Origin of the sequence: Labrys sp. LIt4 (assembly GCF_017813775.1) — a bacterium.
GTDB lineage: Bacteria > Pseudomonadota > Alphaproteobacteria > Rhizobiales > Labraceae > Labrys > Labrys okinawensis_A.
The window spans coordinates 33,915-54,654 of sequence record NZ_JAGIPY010000002.1 but is presented as its reverse complement, the minus strand read 5'-3'; the positions used below and the strand labels follow the sequence as shown (position 1 = coordinate 54,654).

Annotated in this window: 16 protein-coding genes and 1 riboswitch; of the genes, 5 read left to right on the top strand and 11 right to left on the bottom strand. The window is 64.2% G+C overall.

Going from position 1 to position 20,740, the window contains the following annotated elements; genetic code table 11:
- Positions 1–6: 6 nt before the first annotated feature.
- The 4 genes from J8I29_RS03225 to J8I29_RS03210 form a co-directional block, all read right to left on the bottom strand.
- The gene (locus tag J8I29_RS03225; protein WP_209430612.1) at positions 7–1,356 is read right to left on the bottom strand and encodes an NAD(P)-dependent oxidoreductase; all 1,350 of its coding nucleotides are present in this window, start codon (positions 1,354–1,356) and stop codon (positions 7–9) included.
- Between the two features lie 202 nt (positions 1,357–1,558).
- Positions 1,559–2,392, bottom strand: a complete 834-nt coding sequence (locus J8I29_RS03220; RefSeq protein ID WP_209430611.1) for an anti-sigma factor — start codon at positions 2,390–2,392, stop codon at positions 1,559–1,561.
- Positions 2,389–2,916, bottom strand: a complete 528-nt coding sequence (locus J8I29_RS03215; RefSeq protein ID WP_105861770.1) for an RNA polymerase sigma factor — start codon at positions 2,914–2,916, stop codon at positions 2,389–2,391. Before J8I29_RS03215 ends, J8I29_RS03220 begins: the two co-directional genes overlap by 4 nt.
- 145 nt (positions 2,917–3,061) lie before the next feature.
- Positions 3,062–3,331, bottom strand: a complete 270-nt coding sequence (locus J8I29_RS03210; protein ID WP_105861769.1) for a (2Fe-2S)-binding protein — start codon at positions 3,329–3,331, stop codon at positions 3,062–3,064.
- Between the two features lie 272 nt (positions 3,332–3,603).
- Here J8I29_RS03210 and bfr point away from each other — a divergent pair, with 272 nt between their 5' ends.
- The gene (gene bfr / locus J8I29_RS03205) at positions 3,604–4,086 is read left to right on the top strand and encodes a bacterioferritin (protein ID WP_105861768.1); all 483 of its coding nucleotides are present in this window, start codon (positions 3,604–3,606) and stop codon (positions 4,084–4,086) included.
- A gap of 276 nt (positions 4,087–4,362) precedes the next feature.
- Here the strand turns inward: bfr and greA are convergent, their stop codons facing one another.
- From greA to J8I29_RS03170, 7 genes are all read right to left on the bottom strand, one after another.
- Complete coding sequence (greA, locus tag J8I29_RS03200) at positions 4,363–4,848, bottom strand: transcription elongation factor GreA (protein ID WP_209430610.1); 486 nt, start codon at positions 4,846–4,848, stop codon at positions 4,363–4,365.
- A gap of 24 nt (positions 4,849–4,872) precedes the next feature.
- Positions 4,873–5,847, bottom strand: a complete 975-nt coding sequence (gene tal / locus J8I29_RS03195) for a transaldolase (protein ID WP_209430609.1) — start codon at positions 5,845–5,847, stop codon at positions 4,873–4,875.
- Positions 5,848–6,079: 232 nt separating this feature from the next.
- Positions 6,080–6,859: a methyltransferase domain-containing protein gene (locus tag J8I29_RS03190; protein WP_348535975.1), complete on the bottom strand. Its 780-nt coding sequence runs from the start codon at positions 6,857–6,859 to the stop codon at positions 6,080–6,082.
- 34 nt (positions 6,860–6,893) lie between these two features.
- Positions 6,894–7,697, bottom strand: a complete 804-nt coding sequence (locus J8I29_RS03185) for an ABC transporter ATP-binding protein (protein WP_209430607.1) — start codon at positions 7,695–7,697, stop codon at positions 6,894–6,896.
- Positions 7,694–8,716, bottom strand: a complete 1,023-nt coding sequence (locus tag J8I29_RS03180) for an iron ABC transporter permease (RefSeq protein WP_209430606.1) — start codon at positions 8,714–8,716, stop codon at positions 7,694–7,696. The genes J8I29_RS03185 and J8I29_RS03180 overlap by 4 nt, the downstream gene beginning before the upstream one ends.
- A 1-nt stretch (position 8,717) precedes the next feature.
- Positions 8,718–9,692: an ABC transporter substrate-binding protein gene (locus tag J8I29_RS03175; RefSeq protein ID WP_209430914.1), complete on the bottom strand. Its 975-nt coding sequence runs from the start codon at positions 9,690–9,692 to the stop codon at positions 8,718–8,720.
- 273 nt (positions 9,693–9,965) lie between these two features.
- Positions 9,966–10,195, bottom strand: a riboswitch (cobalamin riboswitch).
- A gap of 70 nt (positions 10,196–10,265) precedes the next feature.
- Positions 10,266–11,255 (bottom strand): GTP-binding protein, encoded by a 990-nt coding sequence (locus J8I29_RS03170; protein ID WP_209430605.1) that lies wholly within the window; start codon positions 11,253–11,255, stop codon positions 10,266–10,268.
- A gap of 311 nt (positions 11,256–11,566) precedes the next feature.
- Between J8I29_RS03170 and recQ the strand changes: the two genes are divergently transcribed.
- From recQ to pepN, 4 genes are all read left to right on the top strand, one after another.
- A complete protein-coding gene (recQ, locus tag J8I29_RS03165; protein WP_245196630.1) occupies positions 11,567–13,378 on the top strand; it encodes a DNA helicase RecQ in 1,812 nt (603 codons plus the stop codon).
- Between the two features lie 178 nt (positions 13,379–13,556).
- Positions 13,557–17,210, top strand: a complete 3,654-nt coding sequence (locus J8I29_RS03160) for an acyl-[ACP]--phospholipid O-acyltransferase (RefSeq protein ID WP_209430603.1) — start codon at positions 13,557–13,559, stop codon at positions 17,208–17,210.
- Positions 17,203–17,769 carry a TetR/AcrR family transcriptional regulator gene (locus J8I29_RS03155; RefSeq protein ID WP_209430602.1) on the top strand — a complete coding sequence of 189 codons (567 nt, stop codon included), beginning with the start codon at positions 17,203–17,205 and terminating at the stop codon, positions 17,767–17,769. The genes J8I29_RS03160 and J8I29_RS03155 overlap by 8 nt, the downstream gene beginning before the upstream one ends.
- A gap of 183 nt (positions 17,770–17,952) precedes the next feature.
- Positions 17,953–20,574: an aminopeptidase N gene (gene pepN, locus J8I29_RS03150; RefSeq protein WP_209430601.1), complete on the top strand. Its 2,622-nt coding sequence runs from the start codon at positions 17,953–17,955 to the stop codon at positions 20,572–20,574.
- Positions 20,575–20,740 lie beyond the last annotated feature (166 nt).

The following is a 20,740-nucleotide window of genomic DNA, read 5'->3' as shown; positions in this document are numbered from 1 at the left end:
TCCTCCTCACGCCGCTTTCGCTTGGGACTTCAGAGCTAGATCGATCGAGAGAGCGGCCTGCTTGCCGTCCTCCACCGCGGCCACCGTCAGATCCTTGCCGCCAGCGACACAATCGCCGCCGGCCCAGATGCCGGGGACCGAGGTTCGCCGCTGGGCATCGACGGCAATCCGCCCTTTTTCCAGCGCAAGCGGCACGCCGTTCACCTCTCCTGGCAGGAAGGACTGGCCGATCGCCGTGAAAAGCTGGTCGCATTCGAGCCTGACGGTTTCGCCTGTGCCCGCGAGCAGCCCATCCTGTTCCACTGTATATTCGAGCTCGACGGCCACCAGCTTGCCATCCTCGGCGTGCAGCCGCACGGGCTTGAGCCAGTGGCGGATGAGCACGCCATCGGTCTGGGCGACCTCCTGCTCGTAATCGGAGGCATTCATCTGCGGCTGCCCGCGGCGATAGGCGATGGTCACGCTTTCCGCGCCCAGGCGCTTGGTCTGCGAGGCGATATCGATGGCGGTCATACCGCCGCCGATCACCACGATGCGGCGGCCGACCGGCAAATCGGCGAGGTTGGTGGCCTGGCGGAGGTCCGCGATGTAATCGACGGCGTCGATCACGCCCTCGATGCCCTCTTCCAGGCCGAGATCGTTGGTATCGCCCAGCCCCATGCCGAGGAAGACGGCGTCGAATTGCCTGGCAAGATCCGAGAGTTCGATGTCGCGCCCGAGCCGCTTGCCATAGTCGATGGTGATGCCGCCGATGGCGGTGATGTAGTCGACCTCGGCCTGGGCAAAATCGCCGGTGCTCTTATAGGCGGCGATGCCATATTCGTTGAGGCCGCCCGCCTTCTCGCGTGCCTCGAAGACCACCACTTCATGACCAAGCGTTGCCAGCTTGTGGGCGCATGAGAGACCGGCCGGGCCGGCGCCTACTATGGCGACACGCTTGCCGGTGGGGGCGCCGCGTTTGAACAATTGCCGGCCCTTGGCGAAGAGTTCGTCGGTTGCATAGCGCTGCAGATTGCCGATCTCGACCGCCCTGCCCTCGGAGGTCTCCTTGACGCAGGCTTCCTCGCACAATGTCTCGGTGGGGCAGACACGGGCGCACATGCCGCCCATGATGTTGGATTCCAGGATGGTCCGGGCCGCGCCAACCGTATTGCCCGTCATGATCTCGCGGATGAACAGCGGGATGTCGATCGAAGTCGGGCAGGCCTTTACGCAGGGAGCATCATAGCAGAACAGGCAGCGCTCGGCGGCAACCCGTGCTTCATGCCTGTCGAAGGCGGGATGAAGATCTGAGAAATTGCTGGCAAGCGTGGCGGAATCGAGACGGCCCCGCGCAATGTCGGATCGTGCAGTCATCTGAACCTCTGGTATTTGGCTCTTTATTTTTTACCAGTTGATCAAAAGAAGGAGTCACTGTCAATCACAGTTTTGAACGGCTCCAGAGTAAGAATCCGCTTGTCTCGCCAGCTTGGCAAGTTTTTTGGGGGCTGGTGTTCAAAGCGGCGTGGAACCGCCGCCCGAGACAAGAAGGCAGGCGGGCCTGCAGACCCGCCCCCGATCACGCCGCGATCTGCTTTGCCAGCATCGCGGCGAGCTTTTGCATGATCTCGTCCGGTCCATGGCCGATCAGCATGTAGGAGCGTTCGGCATCCGACCAGAACACCACGTTGAAGCCCTTGCGCTGCTCGAGCGTCGGCGGCGTCACCGTGCCGGGATTGTTGGCATAGATGCAGAAGGCAAGCGGCCCGGTCAGTTCATCCAGATAGGCAATCTCGACGAGCGGCGCATTGTCGTAGTGGAAGAGCTCGACGCGCTTGAGCTCCTGGGCGGGCAGGCTGATCTTGTCGGGCGTCAGCGGGAAGCCGAGCCGGCGGGTCGCGGCGGCAAGGTCGCGCTGTGCGGTGGAGACGTCGTTCGGCATCCAGTCGAGTGTCTGCGACGTGGTCAGCCCCCAATATTCCGCCACGGTGGAACGCCAGGCATCCGGCCCGTCATGATCACCGTGCTGTCCCGAGGGAAATGGCCAGAGGCCGGGCGGCAGATAATGGCCGATGCCAGCGCCGAGAACGAACAAGGCGAGCGCCGCCGCCACAGCCGCCGGCGATACGCGCCAGCCGGAACGTTTCTGGTTGTCGTTGGCCGTCGAGGCCGGAATTGCCGCCTGGCTTGCCGCAAGAATAGCCTTGAGCCGCGCCTGCGGCGCATGCGCCGCCAGGGCGTCATAGCTTTGTCTGAACGGCAGGGAGCCGCCCGCGAGGGCATCCAGCCTCGCCTTCAATTCCGGTTCCCGGGCCAGACGGGTTTTCAGGCTCGCACGTTCCTCGGGCGACAACGCATCATCGAGGAAGGCCACGAGGATGGCGTCATCGGGTCCCATCTCTTCCACACTCATGATGCCTCCCCCGAAGCGCCTTCCGGCGTATCCCTGTTCAGATGCGCGAGCCTGAGGCGGGCCGAGGCAAGACGGCTCATGACGGTGCCGATCGGCACGGCCAGCATCTCGGCCGCCTCGGCATAACTGAGACCCTCTCCATAGACCAGAAAGACGGTTTCGCGCAGCGCTGCAGGCAAAGCCTGCACTTGTCTCAACACCTGAGCAGCCAGAATATTCGTTTGAAACTGCCGTTCGCCGTCGAAAGACAGGGCCGCCTCCGCCTCGTCGAGTTCGACGGGATTGCGAACCTTGTTCGCCCGGACCTCGTTGAGCCAGATCGAGCGCTCGATGGCGAACAGCCAACGGTCGAGCCGGGTTCCCGGTATGAACTGATGCGAGCGCTCGAGTGCCCTCAAGCAGGTTGCCTGGACCAGTTCCTCCGCCGACTGTCCGCTGCCCGACAGCACCAGCCCGAACCGCCACAGCGCCACGAGATGCGCGGCTAGGCCGGTTCGAACATCCTGATCACCTGACTGGGGCATGAATCGCCTATGCCGACATGGCGCGGCATTATTGTGGCGCGGCTGACGCGAAACGCAATCGTGAGAAACGGGTCACGAAGAGGGGATAAAGAGGAATGCGAATACCGTCGCAGCGAAGGTCTGGTCTTGCCGCCGGCAAAACGGCCTATTCGGCGGCATCCAGCAGGATTTCGTCGGTATTGGCCGCCTCGACCATATCGCGCAGGGCACAATCCTCGGTGCAGTCATGGCAGCGCGCTGCCGCGCGCGCATCGGCAAGGATCTGACGCACGGTGATCAGGCAGCGGCCGCATTCGGGTCCGCAGCCCAGGCAGCGATAAGCCTCCGCAGCCGAACGCGGACAGCCCGGCTGCTCGGTCGCGAGCGTGCTGGTGAAATCCTCATCGGTCAAAACACGGCAGGAACAGACGATCATTCGCAGCGATCTTGGGTTCGAGCAAAGGCAGTGACGGAAGTGATGTGGACGGACGCGCCCGGCTTGTCAATGGCCCGACACAACAATAGAATCGTTATAAATCAGTAGTTTAGAACAAGAATAAACTGGGAGCGCCTGAGGCGATCGTGGATGGGCCTGTACCGCCCCCTGCCCGGCAAAATACCCCCGGACAAATTTGCCGCCATCGGGGCTTGCCTAAATTTAGAATTCTTCTAATGTGGTTTCAGTCCACCAAGTACGGAGAAACGCTCATGAAGGGCGACAAGAAGGTCATCGACTATCTCAACAAGGCGTTGCGGAGCGAACTGACCGCAATCAATCAATATTGGCTGCATTACCGGATCTTCGACAATTGGGGCCTGCTGGGCCTTGCCAAGAAGTGGCGCGCCGAATCGATCGAGGAGATGCAGCATGCCGACAAGCTGACCTCCCGCATCCTCTTCCTGGAAGGCTTCCCGAACATGCAGACGCTCGATCCGCTGCGGATCGGCCAAACGGTGAAGGAAGTTCTCGAGTGCGATCTCGCCGCCGAGCGCGAGGCCCGGGCCCTCTATCAGGAAGCCGCGGAATATTGCCGCACCGTCAAGGATTTCGTCTCCGAGAACCTGTTCAAGGAACTGATGACCGACGAGGAAGGCCATATCGACTTCCTGGAGACGCAGCTCGACCTGGTCGAGCGCCTCGGCATCCAGAACTACTCGCAGAGCCATCTCGGCGGCTTCTCCGAGGAATAATCGCATTCCCTGCGCATATCCGAAAATGGCGGCCGATGGCCGCCATTCTTCTTTGGCCGGCACTATGGCACCCTGCCTCCTGCACAGCGCCTGTACGGGCTATAGGCACCGCTGCGACAACACCGTCCGGCAGATTCGCACTCCCAGCCGTCGCCGTCCATGAACTCTATTACGGCGCTTATAAGAGCCAGCGTGTTGCCCGTAATCTGGCCATCCTCGATGCCCCGCAATTCGCCGTTCTGGAATTCGATCGGGTAGAAGAGTGGGAAACCTGAATCAGGGCACTTCCGGCGTCCTGTCGATCTCGACGATCTCTGCCTCCTGCGGCCCGACGCGGACGACATCCCCGACATCCTTGCCGAACAGCGCCCGTGCCAGGGGCGAGACGTGGCTGATACGCCCAAGGGCAGCGTCGGCCTCGTCTTCGCCGACGATGCGCCAGATCCTTTCGCGCCCGTCGGGATAATGCAGCGTGATGGCCATGCCGAAGCGAATGCCGTCATCGGCGGCGGAAGGTGTCACCAGTTCTGCCGAGGCGCGCCGAGCGGCCCAGTAGCGAATGTCGCGCGAGGCATTGCCCATGGCGATTCGATCCCCGGCCGCTTCGGCCCTGGCGAAAAGCGAACGCGCCTGTTTGAGCTCGGCCTCGATCATGGCAAGGCCTCGCGCCGTCACGAGATTGCGCTCGATCGAAATCGGCCGCTCGGGAAGGACCTGAGCGTCCTCCCCTTCCTGGCCATCCTGGGTAAAAGCCCGGCTCACGTTGCGACAGTCAGGCAGCCAGAATCATGCGGCTTGGGCCGTGCCCTCGACGCGCTTGGCAATGAGCGTGCGCAGCTTGCCGAGATCCTTGGCGAAGCCGCGAATACCTTCGGCGAGCTTCTCGGTCGCCATCGCATCCTCGTTCATCGCCCAGCGGAAGGCACGCTCGTCGATCTTGCCGGTGGTCGGCGCCGAGGCGTGGTTGTCGGGCGACAGCTTGCGCTCCAGCGTACCCTGGTCCGCGTCGAGGGCCTGCAGCAGGTTCGGTGCGATGGTCAGGCGGTCGCAGCCCGCCAGCGCCTCGATCTCGCCGGTGGAGCGGAACGAAGCGCCCATCACCACCGTCTTGATGCCGCGCGCCTTGTAATCGGCGTAGATGCCGCGGACCGAAAGCACGCCCGGATCTTCCTCCGGCGTGAAGGTACGGCCCTCATTCTTCACATGCCAGTCGAGAATGCGGCCGACGAAGGGCGAGATCAGGAACACGCCGGCATCGCCGCAGGCCACGGCCTGGGCCTTGGAGAACAGCAGGGTCAGGTTGCAGTCGATGCCTTCCTTCTGCAGCACTTCGGCCGCCCGGATACCTTCCCAGGTGGAGGCGATCTTGATCAGGATGCGATCGCGCTCGATTCCGCGGGACTTGTAGTCGGCGATGATGGCATGCGCCTTGGCGATGGTCGCCTGCGTATCGAAGGATAGATCGGCGTCGACTTCGGTGGAGACGCGGCCGGGAACGAGCTTGGTCAGCTCCGCGCCAAAGGAAACGGCAAGACGGTCGGCGATGGCTGCGACGGTGCCTTCCTTGCTGCCGCCCTGCTTGCTGCCCCAGCTCACGGCTTCCGCGATCAAATGGTCATAGGCCGGCATCTCGGCGGCCTTGAGCAGCAGGCTCGGATTGGTGGTGCAATCGACCGGCTTGAGCGCCTTGATCGAGTCGATATCGCCGGTATCGGCGACGACGACCGTCATGGCGCGCAATTGTTCGAGTTTCGAAGCCATATCTCACGTCCTTGTTCACAGAGCTTGATAGCGTCCCGTCACGGACCATAGACCCCAGCCCCGGCGACGTCATCAGTTATCGTGCTTGTTTTTCTGCTCGGCCACCGGGTGGCGGAAGCATGTTGCGCCGTGGAGTTTCGCTACCTCGAACGGGCCTCGGGCGGTCCTCCAGGCTGCTTTGAGGGATATGGTTCCGTTACCCTGGGGATGCAAGGCGGAGACAGCCCGCAGATCATTTGCGGCAGCAGATGATGAAGCGCTGGTAAAGATAGGTGCGCAGCCGGTTTCGGACATCCGCCTGGCGCCTCTGGGCCGCGGCGATCGGCCGATGCGACGAGATCACCACATCCTTGAAGCCGGCCTCTTGCAGGAGCGGGAGGAGATCGGTGCTTCGCAAGCCCCCGCCGAAAGGCAACCGCTCCATGATGCGGGCATGGCGTTCGCTCATCGCGCCGTCGTAATAGGGATCTGCGCCGGCAAGCCGGTCGATCAGGGCAATGAGCCCGGATGCCATCCGGCCGATCCGCGTGGGTTTCGCCCAGTCTCCGTCGAAGAATAGCAATCTGCCGCCCGGCTTCAGCACGCGATGCCAATCGGCAAAGGCCTTCTGCGGCTCGGTCAGCGTCCAGACCAGATGCCGGCAGACGATGGCATCATAGGCGTTCTCCGGCTCCATGGTGTTCTCGGCGTCGGCCAGACGAAAGCGCAGGCGCTGTCGCCCGGCATGCTTGCGCCGGGCTACCGCCAGCATCGCCTCGGAGAAATCCAGGGCCGTCACGTCGTGGCCGAGCGCCAGCAGCAGTTTGGTGATCTCGCCCGTGCCGCAGGCAAGATCGAGAATCCGGCGCGGTTCGATGCCGAGATGATCGCGGATCGCCGCGGCCCAGGCCTCGAATTCCGGTCCCTCGGGAATATGGTGGCCGAAGGCGCGGTCGAAGGTTTCCGACCGCTTCGACCAATAATCGCGGATCTCTTCCTTGAGATCGTAATTCGCAGCGTCGGTGCTCGTCACCTGGAGGCTCTCCCCGTCTATTGGCGGATGCGTGTCACGACGCCGCCGCGATCCAGCCCGGCCGCGGTGCCGGCAGGTCCGGATGCCGATAGCGGATAAAGCAGCCGCCGGTGCCATCGCGGACGACTTCGGCGGTAACCCCGAAGACCGACTGGATGCGCGCCGCCGTCAGCACCTCCGCCGGAGGACCTATCGCCTCGATCCGTCCGGCCTGCATCAGTGCGACCCGGTCGCAGAACATCGCCGCATGATTGAGGTCATGCAGGGCCGCCACGACGGTAAGGTTCTGGCGATGCACCAGATGCAGCAGACCGATCTGATGGCCGATATCGAGATGGTTGGTAGGCTCGTCGAGAAGCAGGATCTCCGGTTGCTGCGCCAGGGCACGGGCGATGTGGAGGCGCTGGCGCTCACCGCCGGAAAGCGTGTGCCACAAGCGGCCGGCGAGACCGGTCATGGCCACCTCCTCCAGCGCCTGGTCGACGATGATGTCGTCCTTGCCGGACCAGGGCGAAAAGGCGCCCAGATGCGGCGTCCGTCCGAGTTCGACGGCCTGGCGGGCGGTGATGCGCTCGGCCGTCTCCGCCTGCTGCTCGACCAGGGCGATGCGGCGCGCGACCTCGCGACGGGCGAGTCCGTGGAGCGGCTGGCCCGAGAGCAACACCTCGCCACCCTGGGGACGGCGGATACCTGCCAGCAGGGACATCAGGCTGGTCTTGCCCGAGCCGTTGGGACCGATGATACCCAGCAACTCGCCGGGACGAACCTCCAGCGACACCCCGTGCAGGATCGAGGCCCCGCCTGCCGACCAGGACAGCTTATGCGCCGACAGGCTCATGTCGTCGCCTTTCTTTGGCTGAGAATGAGAGCGAAGGCCGGCGCACCGACCAGGGCCGTGATTACGCCGATCGGCAGGACCTGGCCGGGGATGATGATCCGGGACAAAATGTCGGCGATGATCATGAACACCGCGCCGATCAAGGCGCTGGCCGGCAGCAGGCGTCCATGGCGCACGCCCACCACCATCCGGGCCGCATGCGGAATCACCAGGCCGACAAAGCCGATGGATCCGACGATGCTCACCATCACCGCCGTCATCATTGCCGCGACGCCGACGAGCACGACATAGGCACGCCGGACGGAAATGCCGAGGGAGGCCGCCGATTCGGTGCCGAAGGTGAAGGCATCGAGCGCGCGAGCGTGCCACAGGCACACCAGCAGCCCCACGGCCGTGACCGGCAGGGCCAGCCAGACATCCGGCCAGCGCACGCCCGAGAGATTGCCCAGCAGCCAGAACATGATGCCGCGCGCCTGTTCGGCATTGGCAGCCTTGGTGACGATGAAGGAGGTCAGAGCATTGAAGAGCTGGGATCCGGCGACACCAGCCAGGATCACCGCGCCGGTGCCGCGGCCCGAGCGCATCGCCAGCACAGCGACGAAGCTGAAGGCCGTCAGCGCGCCGAGAAAAGCACCGGCCGGCAGGCTCAGAATGCCGGCACCGAGGCCGAGGATGACAACCCCGACCGCTCCCGTCGACGCCCCGGCCGAGATGCCGAGCACATAGGGGTCCGCCAGCACGTTGCGCAGCAGCGACTGCAGCACAGCACCCGAAAGCGCCAGGGCAGCGCCGCAGCAGGCAGCCACCACGGCACGGCTCAGCCTGTAGTTCCACACGATGCCTTCATCGATGCGATCGAGAGCATAACCGGCGCTCCACAGGCGGTTGGCGGCCGTCTTGGCCACGACATCCATCGGAATGGCCGTCTCCCCGATGGCGGCGCCCAGCCAGAGCGCCAGGACGAGCACGGCAAGCGCCAGTAATCCGATCGCCAGCATTCGTGTGACAGCGTGATTCATCTCAGCGCTTCAGACCGAAACGCTGGATCGCATCGGCGAGCATTTCGATGCCGTCGACGATGCGGATGCTCGGCTGCATGGCCTGGACATCCATCTCCACGACATGTCCCTGCCTGACCGCCGGCATCAGGCTCGCCACCGGATCCGTCTCGAGGAAATTCAGCTTCACGGCGATATCGTCCGCGGGATAGCGGCGACGGTCCATCCGGCCGGCGACGATGATGGTGGGATCGGCCTTGGCAATGGTCTCCCAGCCGACGCTCGGCCATTCCTCCTCGCTCTCCACGACGTTGCGGACACCGAGCACGGACATGATATAGCCCGGCACGCTGTTCTTGCCGGCCATATAGGGATCGACATCGACCTTGGCGCTCGAGAACCAGAAGGCCGCGGAGACCTTGCCGTCGCCGGCGGCGATCTTGCGGCGGGCGGCTTCCTCGCGCGCCCTCAGGTCCGCGACGACTTTCGCCCCACGCTCCTGCACGTCGAAGATCTCAGCGAGTTCGGTGATCTCCTGATAGACCAGATCCATGGTGAAGAGGGTACCGCGCGTGCCGTCGCCCCCACCCGAATTGTCCTTGCCGACGCAATCGGCAGGCGAAACATAGGTGGGAATGCCCAGTTCCTCGAACTGTTGCGGTTTGCCGACGATGCCGCTGGGTCCGACATGCCATTGGAACTGGGCCGTGACGAGGTCCGGCTTCTTGGCGATCACGCTCTCGAAGCTCGGATCATTGTCGGCCAGGCGCGGAACCCTGGCATTGGCTTCCTCATAGCCGGGCAGCACCGGGCCGAACCAGACCGCCGTTCCGACGACCTTGTCGGCAAGGCCGAGCACATAGAGCACCTCCGTGCTGCTCTGGCCAACGGATACGGCGCGGCGGGGCGCCTGGTCGAAGGTGACGGTGCGGCCGCAATTGGTGAGCTTGAGGGGATATTTCGTCGCTTGAGCGGCCGCCGGGTCGTTGCCCAGCATCAGGCCGAGGCCAGTGGCAAGCAGAGCGGCGAAGCTGGACCAGCAGGCCTTGCTCCAGGCCTTGCTCGTTGAAAAGGTCATGACGTTCTCTCGGTTCGCGATTGGGGGGAGCAGCCGCCTCCGGCAGAGGCCGAAGACAGCGAATGGTCCTCAGGCCCTGGTGTGGCGGAGGGCGCGGTCGTGCGAAGCGGAGGGAACAGGCGGGCGAGGGCCCGACACGACGGGAAGATACGTCACATTGTCTCCTGTTCCGGGCATCCCCGCCCGTGACATGGGATTGATCGAGATGACGGCAGGTTTCCTGGCTCGCGGATACAGGCCTTGCCTCTGCCTTCCCATGGTGACCCACAGTGGCATGGCGCTCTTCGCGCCACGAGGATGCTCGGCACTCCGCCTACAGTTGCGGGGGCAGCCACGGCATGGGCTTGGAGAAAGCCGGACCGTGTTCCCTATTACTCCCGTCGGACTCGCATCCGACGGGAACCGTCGACGCCACAGTTACCGGGGGGTTGCCGGCGCGGTCAAGCGAATATGCAGCGGGCAACAGCCTCTGCCGGCCCCTGCCCTTCCGATTCAGCCCGCGTCTTCCGTCACCGGTATCCGGCAGGCCAGGAAACCCTCCTCGATTACCTCCCTCGGCAGATTGCGGCCGATGAAGACCAGACGGCTCCTGCGCTCCTCCCCGGGCTTCCAGGGGCGCTGATGATCGCCTTCGAGCAGCATATGCACGCCCTGGACGACGAAGCGCTGGGGATCGCCGTCGAAGGCGACGATGCCCTTCATGCGCAGCATGTCGGTGCCGAATTGCTGCACGATCGTGTTGAGCCAGGGCATGAATTTGCCTGGGTCGAGCGGCTCTCGCGACACGAGGGCAAAGCTGCCGACATGGTCGTCATGCTCGTGCTCATGGAAGCCCTCGAGGAAATCGGGCTCGGCTTCGAGGATACGGTCGAGGTCGAAGGCGCCGCGGCCGAGCACCTTGTAGAGGGCAATATCGCAGCGGCGCGTTTCGTGGAGGCTGGCGGTGGGATTGATGCGTCGGATCCGCTTCACCACCCGTTCGAGCTCCTCCTGTGAAACCAGATCGATCTTGTTGAGCAGGATCGTATCGGCAAAGGCGAGCTGCTCCTGGGCCTCATGCGCCTTCTCGATCTCACCGAGCAGATGGCGGGCGTCCACCACCGTGACGATCGAATCGAGCCGGGTCTTGGCGCGCACGTCGTCGTCGACGAAAAAGGTCTGGGCAACCGGCGCGGGGTCGGCCAGCCCCGTCGTCTCGATCAGGATGGCATCGAAGCGGTCGCGCCGGCGCATCAGGCCCTCGATGATGCGAATGAGATCGCCGCGCACCGTGCAGCAGATGCAGCCATTGTTCATCTCGAAGATTTCCTCGTCCGTATCGACGACGAGGTCATTGTCGATGCCGACTTCGCCGAACTCGTTGACGATGACGGCATATCTACTGCCGTGGCTTTCGGTGAGGATGCGGTTGAGAAGCGTGGTCTTGCCTGCCCCGAGATAGCCGGTGAGGACGGTGACGGGGGTTTGCGGCGCGGGCTTCATGATGTCGGAATTCCTTGATCCATTGCGAAAACGGGCATGTCGATGCCATGGCGGTCGACTGAGTTTCCATCTATATGAAATGTTATAACATAACTTATGGGATCGCAAGCAAGCCCTTCAGTTCCGTCGCAGGAGCCGCCGGCATCCTCGCTCAGAAGCGGAGTTCGCTCAGACGAACGAGATTATTCCACCGGAATTGCCTGGCGGCGGAGGAATCCAATGCCAGAGATTTTCGAATCACGAGCCTGGTCGGGTAAGCCTCACCGAACGCCATGGAATGGAATCAGGCATCGAAGGCGCATCCTGCAGGCATGACCCTCTCATCTCCCCGAGATCCTCTCGCCGTCCTCAACAGCGTATTTGGCTACGCGGCTTTTCGTGGCCAGCAGGAGGCGGTGGTGCGCCATGTCACCGGGGGCGGCGATGCGGTGGTGCTGTTCCCGACGGGAGCGGGCAAATCGCTGTGCTACCAGATCCCGGCCCTGTGCCGGCGCGGCGTCGGCATCGTGGTCTCGCCGCTGATCGCTCTGATGCGCGATCAGGTCGAAGCCCTCAAGCAGGCCGGCGTGCGCGCCGCGGCGCTCAATTCGTCGCTGTCGCGCGAGGAGGCCTACAAGGTCCGCCGCTCGCTGATGGACGGCCAGCTCGACCTGCTCTACGTCGCCCCCGAACGCGTGGCGACGCAAGGCTTCCAATCGCTGATCGCCGATGCCGACATCGCGCTCTTCGCCATCGACGAGGCCCATTGCGTCAGCCAGTGGGGCCACGACTTCCGGCCCGAATATCGCGAGCTCGGCGGCCTCGCCGCGTCCTTTCCCGGCGTGCCGCGCATCGCCCTCACCGCCACGGCCGATCCGGTCACCCGCGCCGACATCATCGAGCGACTCGGTCTGAATGAGGCCGAAGTCTTCGCCACCAGCTTCGACCGGCCCAATATCAGCTATGCCATCGTCGAGCGAGACAATGCCCGCCGGCAATTGCTGGCCTTCCTTGCCGGCCACAAGGGCGATAGCGGCATCGTCTATTGCCTGTCGCGCGCCAAGGTCGAGGAAACGGCGCAGTGGCTGAACGAGCAAGGCATCCGCGCCTTGCCCTATCATGCCGGCCTGGAAGCCGGTGTTCGCAGCGCCAACCAGGACGCCTTCCTCGAGCAAGAAGGCCTCTGCCTGGTCGCCACCGTCGCCTTCGGCATGGGCATCGACAAGCCGGACGTGCGCTATGTCGCCCATCTCGACATTCCGGCCTCGGTGGAAGCCTATTACCAGGAGACGGGCCGGGCCGGACGCGACGGCCTGCCCTCGGATGCCTGGATGAGCTACGGCATGGCCGACGTGGTCCAGCGCCGCCGCATGATCCAGGAAGGCAACGCACCGGAGACGGTGAAGCGGGTCGAACTCGGCAAGCTCAACGCCCTGCTCGGCATCTGCGAAACCGTCGAATGCCGGCGCAAGGCTATCCTGGCCCATTTCGGCGAGGCCCATCCCGGCCGCTGCGGCAATTGCGATACCTGCCTTTCGCCGGTCGAGAGCTGGGACGGCACCGATGCCGCCGTCAAGGCGATGGCTGCGATCTACCGCACCGGCCAGATGTTCGGCGCCGCCCACATCATCGATGTGCTCACCGGCAGAGTCACCGAGAAGGTCCAGCGTTTCGGCCACGACAACCAGCCCGTCTTCGGGGCCGGCAAGGATATCGAGGCGCGCACCTGGCAATCGGTGCTGCGCCAGCTTACCGCGGCCGGCCTGGTCAATGTCGACCACGAGGCCCATGGCGCCCTGATCCTGGCCGAGGAGGCGCGGGCCGTGTTCAAGGGCGAGCGGCAGATCATCTTCCGCCGGGACCGGCCGCGCAAGAGCACCGAGGCAAAACGCGCCCGGCGCGGCGAGATCGAGATGTCGGAACGCGACGGCGCCCTGTTCGCCGCCCTTCGGGCCGAGCGCAGCCGGCTCGCCCGCGAACAGAGCGTGCCGCCCTACATGATCTTCGCCGACACCACGCTCCGCGCCATGGCGAGCGAACGCCCGGGCAGCCTGTCCGAATTTCTGGCCCTGCCCGGTGTCGGCCAGGCCAAGCTCGAACGCTATGGCAGCCTGTTTCTGGACGTCATCCGGCGTGAAGGATAATCTGCCCGCGCGGCCAAGCCGGCGATCGCCCTTCGGTTGTGCCACGGCGCACATGCCGATATCGGCAAACCATCCTCTTCTTGACGCGGTTTACCATATATTTTAAGTTAGTGAACGAACGCTAACTTAAAATGCGATTCTCCCGCGCCGCCACGCGCCCATCCAGGAACCCAAGCCGATGCTCGCATCGCTGATGTCCGCCCGCCGCTTCTGGCCCCTGTTCTGGAGCCAGTTCTTCAGCGCCTTCAATGACAATTTCATCAAGCAGGCCCTCATCGTCCTGGCTGTTTACGGCATAGCCCAGACGGCCCCGATGGAAGGCAGCAACAGCCTGGTCTCGCTGGCGAGCGCCCTGCTGGTGGCGCCAGGGCTGCTCCTGTCCGGTCTGGCGGGCCAAATGGCCGATCGCTACGACAAGGCCGTGGTGGCGCAGCGCATCAAGCTGGTCGAGATCGTCATCATTGCCATCGCTGCCGTCGGCTTCGCAATGCATTCGGTTCCCGTATTGCTCTTTAGCATGTTGGCGATGGGCGTCCTGGGTACCCTGTTCACACCGGTCAAATACGGCATCCTGCCCGACCATCTCGCCCCAGAGGAATTGCCTGCCGGCAACGGCCTGATCGAGGCCGGCACCTTCCTTTCGATCCTGATCGGCACGCTCGGCGCCAATATCGTGGCGCCCGATCTGCCCAGCCCCCTGGTGGCCGGCGTCATGGTCGTGATCGCCGTGGCCTGCTGGTGGTTCGCCCGCGCTATTCCACCGACCGGCCAAGCGGCGCCAGACCTCAAGGTGGACTGGAACATCGTACGCTCCAGCTATCAGCTGGTTCGTCTGGTCGCAGACGACCGCAAGCTCCTGATCGGCTCCCTCGCCGTCGCCTGGTTCTGGCTGATCGGCATTGTCATCCTGTCTTTGACGACCTCGCTCGCCCACGACGTCATCGGCGGCGATAATACGGTGAACTCGCTGTTCTTCACCGCTTTCTCGATTGGCATTGCTCTCGGCTCGATCCTGGCAGCCCGTCTCGCCGCCGGCCGCATCATCCTGCTGCTCTCGCCGATCGGCTGCATCCTGATGGGCGTGTTCTGCCTCGTCGTGGCCTTGATCGCCTTCGCAACCACGCGCTCTGAGGTGCCCTTGAGCATCGCGAGCTACCTTGCCAGCGCCAACGGCATCCAGACCACGATCGTGCTGATCCTGACGGCCGTTGCCGCAGGTCTGTTCATCGTTCCCGCCTATGCCGCCGTGCAGCACTGGGCTCCCAAGGATGAACGTGCTCGCGTCATCGCCGGTGGCAATGTCATCACCGCCATTTTCATGGTGGCGGGTGCTGGCGGCCTGTCCCTGTTGCAGGCCCAATTCGGACTGACCACCCCGACGGCCTTCCTTGGCATCGCCATCCTCAACATCATCGCCGGCATCGTCCTGCTCTATGTGCTGCCGATGAGCCGGTTCCGCGACTTCATCCTGCTGCTCTACCGGCTGCTCTATCGGCTCGAGGTCAAGGGCATCGAGAACCTGGAGACGCCGACCCCCCATCGCATCATCGCGATCAACCATGTCAGCTTCCTCGATGCCGGCCTCGTCCTGGCTCTGCTCGACAAGGATCCCGTATTCGCCATCGACCACACCATCGCCAAGGCCTGGTGGGTCAAGCCCTTCCTGAAGATCTGCCGGGCCTACCCGCTCGACCCGACCAAGCCGATGGCGACGCGTGGGCTGATCAATGCGGTGAAGGCCGGCGAGACCCTGGTGATCTTCCCCGAGGGACGCCTTACCGTCACCGGCGCACTGATGAAGGTCTATGACGGCGCCGGCCTGATCGCCGACAAGTCGCATGCCGACATCGTGCCCATGCGCATCGACGGCCTGGAGCGTACGCCCTTCACCAGGCTCGACGCCAACAAGGTGTCGCGCCGCTGGTTCCCCAAGGTGACGGTGACCTTCACCGAGCCCACGCGCCTCACCATCGACGAGGACCTGCGCGGCAAGAAGCGCCGCCAGGCCGCCGGCGCTGCCCTCTACGACGTGATGTCGGATCTCATCTACAAAACGAGTTCCGTCGACACCGATCTCTTCAGGGCCCTTGTGGCGGCTGCCGACAAATATGGCCGCAAGCGGGTGGTGCTGGAGGATCCGGTCAGCGGCACCCTCACCTATAAGCGCCTCTTGATCGGCATCAACGTGCTCGGGCGCAAATTCGTAGACTTTACCGCGCCGGGGGAGCATGTCGGCGTGCTCCTGCCCAACGCCAATGCCGTCGCGGTCACCTTCTTCGCCCTGCAGTCGACAGGCCGTATCCCGGCCATGCTGAACTTCTCGGCCGGCCAGGCCAACCTGATCTCGGCCTGCAAGACCGCGCAGGTGAAGACGGTGCTGTCGTCCCGCGCCTTCGTGGAGAAAGGCCGGCTCGGCGATGTCGTGGCCGCGATGGAGGCGCATGTCCGCTTCGTCTGGCTGGAGGACGTGCGCGCCGGGGTCGGCACCGCCGACAAGCTGAGGGGTCTCCTCGGCGCCGGGCGCGCCCATGCAAAGCCCGGCCCGGGCGCCCCCGCCGCCGTCCTGTTCACCTCGGGCTCGGAGGGCGCGCCGAAGGGTGTGGTGCTGTCGCACAGCAACATCCTGTCCAACATCGCTCAGGTCGGTGCCCGCATCGACTTCGGCCCCGGCGACATCGTCTTCAACGCGCTGCCGGTCTTCCATTCCTTCGGCCTGACCGGCGGCATGATCCTGCCGCTGGTCAACGGCGTCAGGCTCTACCTCTACCCGACCCCGCTGCACTACCGCATCATCCCTGAGCTGATCTACGGCACCAACGCCACCGCGTTGTTCGGCACGGATACCTTCCTCGCCGGCTATGCCAAAATGGCAAATCCCTACGACTTCCGCTCGCTGCGCTATGTCGTGGCCGGTGCCGAACCTGTGAAGGCAGAGACGCGGCGGGCCTATAACGAGAAGTTCGGCCTGCGCATCCTGGAGGGCTATGGCGTCACCGAGACCTCGCCGATACTGGCCCTGAACACGCCGATGTTCAATAAGAACGGCACCGTCGGCCGGGCTCTGCCGGACATGGAGACGCGGCTGGAGGAGGTCCCCGGCATCGAGGAAGGCGGGCGCCTGCATGTGCGCGGCCCCAACGTGATGCTCGGCTATCTCAAGGCCGATCGTCCCGGCGAAATCGCCGCGCCCGAAGGAGGCTGGTACGACACCGGCGACATCGTCACCATCGATCCGCAGGGCTTCATCGCCATCAAGGGCCGGGCCAAGCGCTTCGCCAAGATCGGCGGCGAGATGGTTTCGCTCGCCGCGGTCGAGGCGATGCTTGCCGACCTGTGGCCGGAGAGCCCGGTCGCCGTGCTGGCCACGCCCGATCCGCGCAAGGGCGAGCGCCTGGTGCTGGTCACGCCGCACAAGCAGGCCAACCGCGCCGACGTGATCGCGCATCTGCGCTACAAGCATGCCGCCGAGTTGATGATCCCCTCGGAGATCATGATCATCGACGCCATGCCGGTGATGGGCACCGGCAAGACCGATTATGTCGGCCTTAATAAGATGCTGAAGGAGCGCCAGGCCAATGCCGGCGCCGGTGAGGCCAAGGTCACCCCGCCGGCCCCGCTGCCGGACTTGCCCGATCCGCCCAAGCCCTCCGCGCCGCCTCCTGCGCAGGGCAATGGCGCCGAGCCGGAGGCCCACCGGCCGCCGCCGGCCCCGCTTGCCGCACCGGATCGTTCCGCCGGCGCTTCCCACGCCCTCGCCGACACGGCCGCCGAACCGGAAGTGCCGCCTCCGGCCAAGGCCATCCAAGACGAAGCGGGCGGGAACCATGCGTGACGGATCGAAGACCCGCGCGAAGATCGTGACCGAGGCCCTGCGCCTGTTTGCCCAGAAGGGCGTGGCGGGGACCTCGATCCGCGACATCGCGGGTGCCGTGGGCGTGGCGGAGGCTGCCCTCTACCGCCACTTCCCATCCAAGGATGCCCTGTCGCGCTCCCTCTTCCTCGATGGCTATGCCAGGCTTGCCGGTGACATCCTCGCGGCGGATCAGGCCCACGCCGAATTCGACACCAAGATCGGGCGCATCGTCGAGGTATTCTGCACCTTGTTCGACGAGGATCGCGCCCTCTTCGCCTTCCTGTTGCTTTCACAGCACACTCATCTGGCGGAAGTGCCCAACGAAGCAGCAAAGAATGTGGTGGAGGCGGTGCGCTCGATTTTCTCCGACGCCATGCGCCGGGGCGACATCCCCGAACGTGATGCCGACCTGCTGACGGCGATGGCGCTGGGCATCGTCGCCCAGCCCGCCATCTTCACCTTGTATGGCAGGCTGCAAGGGCCGCTGCGCCACCGCGCGCCGGACCTGGCCAAGGCCATTCTTGCGGTGGTCGGCTAAGGCAGTCTCGAGAAAAGCCGATCGATCTTGCGATTGGGAGAAGAGGCCGGCACGACATTGACCCGACATCATGGAGGATCATATCGCGCCATGGGAAAATGCCCGGGTTGCGGCGCGGGCCGGACATCCGCCATGATGGCAGGCACAGACGATTCAGATTGTCCCTGCCGGAATGAAGCCCCTATGACCGAAGCTGCCCTGGAACCCGTTCGCCTCGCCGATTACCGGGTCCCCGCCTTCCTGATCGACACGGTGCATCTGGACATCCGGCTCGAGCGGACACAGACCCGCATCGTTTCCACCCTGACGCTGCGACGTAACCCGCAGAGCACGGAAACGGAAGCCTTGAAGCTCGACGGCGACAGCCTCGTCTTCGAGGAGGCCTGGCTCGACGGCGTGTCGCTGCCATCGGAAGCCTATTCGGTTTCGCCCAATGGTTTCAGTCTTCACCAGCCGCCCGCCGAGCCTTTCACGCTGGCGATCGAGACGCGCCTCGATCCGTCTGCCAATACCCAATTGATGGGGCTCTACCGCTCCAACTCGGCCTATTGCACCCAATGCGAGGCCGAAGGCTTCCGGCGCATCACTTATTTCCTCGACAGGCCGGACGTGCTGGCGGTCTACACCACGAGGATCGAGGCCTCGTTCCAGGAGGCACCGGTCCTGCTCGCCAACGGCAACCGGATCGAGCATGGCTCGCTGGAGGGCGGGCGCCATTACGCCGTCTGGCACGACCCCTTCCCGAAACCTTCCTACCTCTTCGCCATGGTCGCCGGCGATCTCGCCATGGTGGCGGACAGCTTCACCACGCGTTCCGGGCGACAGGTGCGGCTGGAGATCTATGTCGAGCATGGCAAGGAAGATCGCTGCGCCTATGCCATGGATTCCCTCAAGCGTTCCATGCGCTGGGACGAGGAAGCCTTTGGCCGCGAATATGATCTCGATATCTTCATGATCGTCGCCGTGTCCGACTTCAACATGGGCGCCATGGAGAACAAGGGCCTCAATATCTTCAACGACAAATACGTGCTGGCCCTGCCCCAGACGGCCACGGACAGCGACTTCGCGGCCGTTGAAGCCATTATCGCGCATGAATATTTCCACAACTGGACCGGCAACCGCATCACCTGTCGCGACTGGTTCCAGCTCTGCCTCAAGGAGGGCCTGACGGTCTTCCGTGACCAGGAATTCTCTTCCGACCAGCGCTCGCGCCCCGTCAAGCGCATCAATGACGTCAAGCTCCTGCGCAGCCAGCAATTCTCCGAGGACGGCGGCCCCCTCGCCCATCCGGTCCGCCCCGAAATCTACAACGAGATCAACAACTTCTATACCGCCACGGTCTATGAGAAGGGCGCCGAGGTCGTGCGCATGCTCAAGACCCTGATCGGCGATGACGCCTTCGCCGCCGGCATGGACCTCTATTTCCGGCGCCATGACGGGCAAGCGGTCACCATCGAGGATTTCCTGACCTGCTTCGCCGAGGCAAGCCGCCGCGACCTCGGCCAGTTCATGCTCTGGTACAAGCAGTCGGGCACGCCGGAGATCCGCGCCGAAGGACGGTGGGACGAACAGGCCGGCACCTACCACCTCAGCCTGAAGCAGATTCTGCCGCCGACACCGGGGCAGCCCAACAAGCAGCCCATGCTGTTTCCGATCCGCCTCGGCCTTGTCGGCGAGGAGGGCGATCTTCCCGTCACGCTCGACGGCAAGCCCTTCGACGGTCTGGTGGCCCTGGCCGAATCCGAGCGCAATTACGTGTTCGGCAATGTACGCCAAGCCCCCGTTCCCTCGCTGTTGCGCGGCTTCTCGGCCCCGGTCAAGCTCACGGTTACGCTCGACGAGGAGGCCCTGCTCACTTTGCTCAAGGCCGACAGCGACCCCTTCAATCGCTGGCAGGCCTCCCAGAGCTACGCACTCAAGCTGCTGCTGCGGCTGGTCAAAAACCCGGCGACGCCGGTCGACCCGCGCTTCATCGCGGCCGTCCGCGGCCTCCTTGCCGCGGGAGCCGCCGATCCGGCCTTCACCGCACTCTCCCTCGCTTTGCCCAGCGAGACCGACATCGCCCGCGAGATCGGCAGTGATGTCGATCCCCAGGCGGTCTATCAAGCTCGCTCGATCCTGCGGCAGACGCTGGCCCGCGAACTGCAGGCCGAATTGCTGCACACGATCGAAATCATGACGGTGCCGGGCCCCTATTCGCCCCAGGCGGCCGATGCGGGACGACGCTCCCTGCGTAACGGAGCACTCGATCTGGTCTGCGCCGGCGGCACATCGCAGGCGCTCAACGCAGCCACAACGCAATTCGACAACGCCGACAACATGACCGACGAAATGGCGGCGCTGGCCACGCTGGCCCTTTCCGCCACGCCGGCCGGCGAGCGGGCCCTGCGCAATTTCCGCCAACGCTACGACGACGATCCGCTGGTCATCGACAAATGGATGGGCGTGCAAGCAATGCTGCCGCTCGAAGCCACACTGGACCGCGTCAAGGAACTCATGCACGATCCTGCCTTCTCCCTGCAAAATCCCAATCGCGTCAGGGCCTTGATCGGCACGTTCTGTTCCGCCAATCAGACGCAGTTCAATCGCCCCGACGGCGAAGGCTATCGCTTCGTTGCCGACATCATCCTGGCCATCGACCCGAAGAACCCGCAATTGGCAGCCCGGCTCCTCGTCGCGTTCAAGACCTGGCGCTCCCTCGAGCAGGGCAGGCGCACCCTGGCGGCGGCGACCTTGCGCGATATCGCAAGGCGCCCGGGATTGTCGCGCGACGTTGCCGACATCGCGCAAAGATCACTTGCATGAAGCAATCATTGCAACTATGCGATCGGCTCGGCTCCTGCGGACCGTTGCAATCGAGAGTACTGGTGCCTCTAGGGAAGCATTCATAGGCTGCATCCGACGAAAAGCAGCCGCATCCCACCATATCTTGTGGCGGTGAGTTTTCATCCCCATAGATGTAGCCGAACGA

Excerpts from the sequence above, each read along its gene's own strand:
- J8I29_RS03170 (WP_209430605.1), bottom strand. The coding sequence starts at position 11,255 with ATGAAGCCCGCGCCGCAAACCCCCGTCACCGTCCTCACCGGCTATCTC.
- J8I29_RS03180 (WP_209430606.1), bottom strand. The coding sequence starts at position 8,716 with ATGAATCACGCTGTCACACGAATGCTGGCGATCGGATTACTGGCGCTT.
- tal (WP_209430609.1), bottom strand. The coding sequence starts at position 5,847 with ATGGCTTCGAAACTCGAACAATTGCGCGCCATGACGGTCGTCGTCGCC.
- J8I29_RS03210 (WP_105861769.1), bottom strand. The coding sequence starts at position 3,331 with ATGATCGTCTGTTCCTGCCGTGTTTTGACCGATGAGGATTTCACCAGC.
- J8I29_RS03215 (WP_105861770.1), bottom strand. The coding sequence starts at position 2,916 with ATGCCCCAGTCAGGTGATCAGGATGTTCGAACCGGCCTAGCCGCGCAT.
- pepN (WP_209430601.1), top strand. The coding sequence starts at position 17,953 with ATGACCGAAGCTGCCCTGGAACCCGTTCGCCTCGCCGATTACCGGGTC.
- J8I29_RS03160 (WP_209430603.1), top strand. The coding sequence starts at position 13,557 with ATGCTCGCATCGCTGATGTCCGCCCGCCGCTTCTGGCCCCTGTTCTGG.
- J8I29_RS03185 (WP_209430607.1), bottom strand. The coding sequence starts at position 7,697 with ATGAGCCTGTCGGCGCATAAGCTGTCCTGGTCGGCAGGCGGGGCCTCG.
- recQ (WP_245196630.1), top strand. The coding sequence starts at position 11,567 with ATGACCCTCTCATCTCCCCGAGATCCTCTCGCCGTCCTCAACAGCGTA.
- bfr (WP_105861768.1), top strand. The coding sequence starts at position 3,604 with ATGAAGGGCGACAAGAAGGTCATCGACTATCTCAACAAGGCGTTGCGG.
- J8I29_RS03225 (WP_209430612.1), bottom strand. The coding sequence starts at position 1,356 with ATGACTGCACGATCCGACATTGCGCGGGGCCGTCTCGATTCCGCCACG.
- J8I29_RS03175 (WP_209430914.1), bottom strand. The coding sequence starts at position 9,692 with ATGCTGGGCAACGACCCGGCGGCCGCTCAAGCGACGAAATATCCCCTC.
- J8I29_RS03155 (WP_209430602.1), top strand. The coding sequence starts at position 17,203 with ATGCGTGACGGATCGAAGACCCGCGCGAAGATCGTGACCGAGGCCCTG.
- J8I29_RS03220 (WP_209430611.1), bottom strand. The coding sequence starts at position 2,392 with ATGAGTGTGGAAGAGATGGGACCCGATGACGCCATCCTCGTGGCCTTC.